General features: G+C 67.1%; 2 protein-coding genes. One reads left to right on the top strand and one right to left on the bottom strand.

From position 1 onward, the window contains the following. Positions 1–416: ATP-dependent DNA ligase (locus A5698_RS12905; protein ID WP_502688917.1), on the bottom strand; the 416-nt coding region annotated here is incomplete at its 3' end. Positions 417–509: 93 nt separating this feature from the next. Between A5698_RS12905 and A5698_RS12900 the strand changes: the two genes are divergently transcribed. Continuing rightward, the coding region (locus tag A5698_RS12900; protein ID WP_502688916.1) for an ATP-dependent DNA ligase at positions 510–988 on the top strand (479 nt) is incomplete at its 3' end.

The following is a 988-nucleotide window of genomic DNA, read 5'->3' as shown; positions in this document are numbered from 1 at the left end:
CGGCGTTCCTCGAAAGGCCTTTGGGTGTAATCGATGTCGTCTCGCGCGAGCAGATCGAACGCGATGAAGGCCGCGGGTGTCTTCTCGGCCAGCATCCGGACCCGCGAGTCGGCGGGGTGGATGCGTTGTTGCAGGGCCTCGAAGTCGAGGCCATGGCCGGCGGCGACGACGATCTCGCCGTCGATGACGCAGCGTCCGGGTAGCTCCGTCCTCGCGGCCTCGACCAGTTCGGGGAAGTAGCGGGTCAGCGGGCGTTCGTTGCGGCTGCCGAACTCGACCTCATCGCCGTCGCGGAACACCAGGGATCGGAAGCCGTCCCACTTCGGCTCGTACGACCACACACCCGCCTCGGGCGGGACCGTGGCCTGAGCCTTGGCCAGCATCGGTTCGAGCGGCGGCGTTACGGGAAGGTCCACCCCGCCCATTATTGCGTCCACGCCACTTCTGACCGTCGACACCGGGAAATGTCATCGCCGGTTCAGCGCGGACGGCACTGCGACAATGGCCGAATGCGCCTGCCCGTGATGCCGCCGGTGAAGCCGATGCTGGCCAAATCGGTGGCGTCGATTCCCGCGGACGCGTCCTACGAACCGAAGTGGGACGGCTTCCGGTCGATCTGCTTCCGCGACGGCGATGAGGTCGAGTTCGGCAGCCGCAACGAACGCCCGCTGACCCGCTACTTCCCCGAACTGGTCGAGGCCGCGAGGACGGAGCTACCCGGACGCTGCGTCATCGACGGCGAGATCGTCGTCGCCGCCGGCCATGGCCTCGACTTCGAGGCCCTGCAACAACGCATCCACCCCGCCGACTCGCGGGTCCGGATGCTGGCCGAGAAGACACCCGCGGCCTTCATCGCGTTCGATCTGCTCGCGCGAGACGACATCGATTACACCCAAAGGCCTTTCGAGGAACGCCGCAACGCACTCGTCGACGCGCTTTCGGGCGCGGGCACGAAATTCCAGGTCACCCCGGTGACGACCGACCTCGC

The organism is Mycobacterium sp. E136, from assembly GCF_001666865.1.
Classification (GTDB): domain Bacteria; phylum Actinomycetota; class Actinomycetes; order Mycobacteriales; family Mycobacteriaceae; genus Mycobacterium.
The sequence above is the reverse complement of the archived record's forward strand: the minus strand, read 5'-3'. Positions and strand labels throughout refer to the sequence as shown.